The sequence below is a fragment of the Sphingomonas sp. Leaf38 genome, assembly GCF_001421825.1.
Taxonomy (GTDB): Bacteria; Pseudomonadota; Alphaproteobacteria; order Sphingomonadales; family Sphingomonadaceae; genus Sphingomonas.
In genome coordinates this window covers 128,240-131,511 of record NZ_LMLD01000004.1, presented here as the reverse complement: position 1 = coordinate 131,511, position 3,272 = coordinate 128,240, and the positions used below count along the sequence as shown (strand labels likewise).

Sequence of the window (3,272 nt, the reverse complement as noted above, 5' to 3'; positions counted from 1 at the left end):
CCTCCCCTAACCCCTCCCGCAAGCGGGAGGGGAATGCTTGTCTCGGGCGGGTTATACCGCACCAAACGCCCGATGCTCGGCAGGAACCCGCGATACGGATCCTCGGCATAGACGCGGTTCTCGATCGACCAGCCGTTGAGCTTCACCGCGTCCTGCGCAAAGCCGAGCGGCTCGCCCGCCGCGACGCGGATCATCAGTTCGACCAGATCGAGCCCGGTGATCTCCTCGGTCACCGGATGCTCCACCTGGAGCCGGGTGTTCATCTCGAGGAAGTAGAACCCCTCCCCCGTCGTGTCCGCCCCCGACACGATCAGCTCGACCGTCCCGGCGGAATAATAGCCGACCGCGCGCGCCAGCGCGACCGCCTGCTCGCCCATGGCTTTGCGCATCTTGGGCGTGACGAACGGCGACGGCGCCTCCTCGACGACCTTCTGGTGCCGCCGCTGGATCGAGCATTCGCGCTCGTTGAGATAGATGATGTTCCCATGCTGATCGCCGATCAGCTGGATCTCGATATGCCGCGGGCTTTCGATGAATTTCTCGATGAACACGCGGTCATCGCCGAACGACGCCAGCCCCTCGCGCTTGGTCGCCTCGAAGCCTTCGCGGACGTCCTGCTCGCTATAGGCCAGGCGCATGCCCTTGCCGCCGCCGCCCGCCGATGCCTTCATCATCACCGGATAGCCGATGCCGCCTGCGATCTCGACCGCGTGATCGGTGCTGTCGATCTCGCCGAGATAGCCCGGCACGACGTTGACGCCCGCCGCCTTGGCGAGCTTCTTCGATTCGATCTTGTCGCCCATCGCAGCGATCGCGGCCGGCGGTGGCCCGACGAACGCGATGCCCGCCTCGGCGCACGCCAGCGCGAAACTCTCGCGCTCGGACAGGAAGCCGTAACCGGGGTGGATGCAGTCCGCGCCGGTCTCCTTGGCCGCGAGCAGGATCAGCTCGGCCTTGAGATAGCTGTCGGCGGCGGGTGCCGGCCCGAGCCGGACCGCCTCATCCGCCATCAGGACGTGCGGGCTGCGCGAATCGGCATCGGAGTAGACCGCGACGGTCTTGATGCCCATCGCCTTGGCGGTCCGCATGACGCGACACGCGATCTCGCCGCGATTGGCGACCAGGATTTTCTTGAACATCTCTCGCCCTACTCTGTGCCGTCTCCCCGGACATGGCCCGGGTGCGGACTTGGGGTTACTGGTACCAAATCATCGATTTGAGCTGCGCCGTCCGGGCCTTGGTCAGGTCGGTGCGGCACCCGGCGGTCGTCATGCCCTGCGCCGAACCGCCGGCATATTGCCCGCCCTCGATCACGCATTGCGTGTCGCGGAACTTGAGCCAGGCGCGCTGGCTCTCGAGCAACGCCGCGGCATAACCGAACCCGCCGCCGCGCGACCCGTCCTGCGCATCGCGCCGCTTCATATAGGCATAGGTGCGCTTCCACTGCGCGGTCATCGCCGCATCCGCCTGCGTGTAGCTCGTGCCCGCGGACCGGTTCATGTCCGCCTGCGTCTGGGTCGGCGCGGCGGCGGTCAGCAGCAGCGCGATCAGCAGCATGTCTTGGCCTCGCGCATCGGTTCCGGCCCGACCATCGGCGTCATCCCGAGCTTTGCCAGCAGTGTCGCATCGGCGCTGTCGCCGGCGTTGCCCGTGGTGAGCAGCTTGTCGCCGGTGAAGATCGAGTTGGCGCCCGCCATGAAGCACAGCGCCTGCGTCGCTTCGGACATGCTCTCGCGACCGGCGGACAGGCGCACCATGCTCAGCGGCATCGTGATGCGCGCGACCGCCACGGTCCGGACGAATTCGATGTCGTCGATTCGGCCCAGCGGCGTGTCGGCGAGCATGTTGCCGAGCACCGTTCCCTTGACCGGCACCAGCGCGTTGACGGGGACGCTCTCGGGGTGGCGCGGCAGCGTGGCGAGCGCGTGGACGAAGCCGACGCGGTCGCTGCGCGTCTCACCCATCCCGACGATCCCGCCGCAGCACACCGAAATGCCCGCGTCGCGCACGTTCGCGAGCGTCTCCAGCCGATCGCCGAAGGTGCGCGTGGTGATGACGTTGCCGTAATTCTCCGGCGAGGTGTCGATATTGTGGTTGTAGTAATCGAGGCCGGCGTCGGCGAGCTGCTTCGCCTGCTCGGCGTCGAGCATGCCGAGCGTCATGCACGTCTCGAGCCCCATCGCGCGGACGCCCTCGACCATCGCGACGACCTTCGGCATGTCGCGGGCTTTAGGGTTGCGCCAGGCGGCGCCCATGCAGAACCGCTGCGAGCCGGCTGCCTTGGCCTGCGCGGCGTCGGCGAGGACGGCGTCGACGTCCATCAGCTTTTCGGCCTTGAGCTGCGTGTCCGCGCTGGCGGACTGCGAGCAATAGCCGCAATCCTCGGGGCAGCCGCCGGTCTTGATCGACAGCAATGTGCACAGCTGCACCTCGCTGACCGCGTGATGCGCGCGGTGGACGGTCTGCGCGCGGTACATGAGTTCGTCGAACGGCAGGTCGAACAGCGCGGCGATTTCCGGGCGGGTCCAGTCGGTCCTCATGGTCTGCTGCGCGCGCGGGAGCCCCGTGTCGCGAACGCCGCGCTCTGAAGACTGGGCTCCTGCGGGCGCAGGAGAACGGAGAAGGGTATCGGTCATTCTGCGGCTTCCTCTTGCGGGCCCATATTGTGGCCGAGGAGCTTCAATACGTCCTCGGCGGCCTGGATCAGGTTGGTGCCGGGTCCGAAGATCGCCTGGACCCCGGCGTCACGCAGCGCCTGATAGTCCTGTGCGGGAATAACGCCACCCGCGATCACCTTGATATCCGCGCGCCCCGCCTCGCGCAGGTGATCGATCAGTTCGGGGATCAGCGTCTTGTGCCCCGCCGCCAGGCTGGAGGCGCCGACGATGTCGACGTCCTTGGCGAGCGCCAGCGCGGCGACCTCCGCCGGCGTCTGGAACAGCGCGCCCGGCACGATCTCGAACCCCAGGTCGCCGAACATCGACGAGACGAGGTTGGCGCCGCGGTCGTGGCCGTCCTGCCCCATCTTGGCGACGAGCATGCGGGGCTTGCGACCTAGCCGGCGCTCGGTCGCCGCGACACCGTCGGTCAGGCGCGTCCAGCGTGCGTCGTCCTCATAGGCGCCGCCATAGACGCCCGACACGGGGGTCGGCTGCGTGCCGTAGCGGCCGAACACGTCCTCCATCGCCGACGAGATCTCGCCGAGCGTCGCGCGGGCGCGGGCGCAGTCGACGGCGAGCGCGAGGAGGTTGTTCTCAACTCCTCCCCGATCC

Annotated in this window: 4 protein-coding genes; all 4 read right to left on the bottom strand. The window is 67.9% G+C overall.

What is annotated here, in order from left to right; all coding sequences use genetic code 11:
• On the bottom strand, positions 1-1,139 hold a 1,139-nt coding region (locus ASE88_RS18070; RefSeq protein WP_156356846.1), incomplete at its 3' end, for an acetyl/propionyl/methylcrotonyl-CoA carboxylase subunit alpha.
• A gap of 55 nt (positions 1,140-1,194) precedes the next feature.
• Positions 1,195-1,557 carry a lysozyme inhibitor LprI family protein gene (locus tag ASE88_RS00835; RefSeq protein WP_056474252.1) on the bottom strand — a complete coding sequence of 121 codons (363 nt, stop codon included), beginning with the start codon at positions 1,555-1,557 and terminating at the stop codon, positions 1,195-1,197.
• Complete coding sequence (gene bioB, locus ASE88_RS00830) at positions 1,548-2,540, bottom strand: biotin synthase BioB (protein ID WP_056474248.1); 993 nt, start codon at positions 2,538-2,540, stop codon at positions 1,548-1,550. The genes ASE88_RS00835 and bioB overlap by 10 nt, the downstream gene beginning before the upstream one ends.
• 92 nt (positions 2,541-2,632) lie before the next feature.
• Positions 2,633-3,272, bottom strand: a 640-nt coding sequence (locus tag ASE88_RS19300; protein WP_235527610.1) for a cobalamin-dependent protein, incomplete at its 5' end; no start/stop codon positions are given.

Bases quoted from the DNA above. Each gene is read 5' to 3' on its own strand.
- bioB (WP_056474248.1), bottom strand. From the start codon at position 2,540: ATGAGGACCGACTGGACCCGCCCGGAAATCGCCGCGCTGTTCGACCTG.
- ASE88_RS00835 (WP_056474252.1), bottom strand. From the start codon at position 1,557: ATGCTGCTGATCGCGCTGCTGCTGACCGCCGCCGCGCCGACCCAGACG.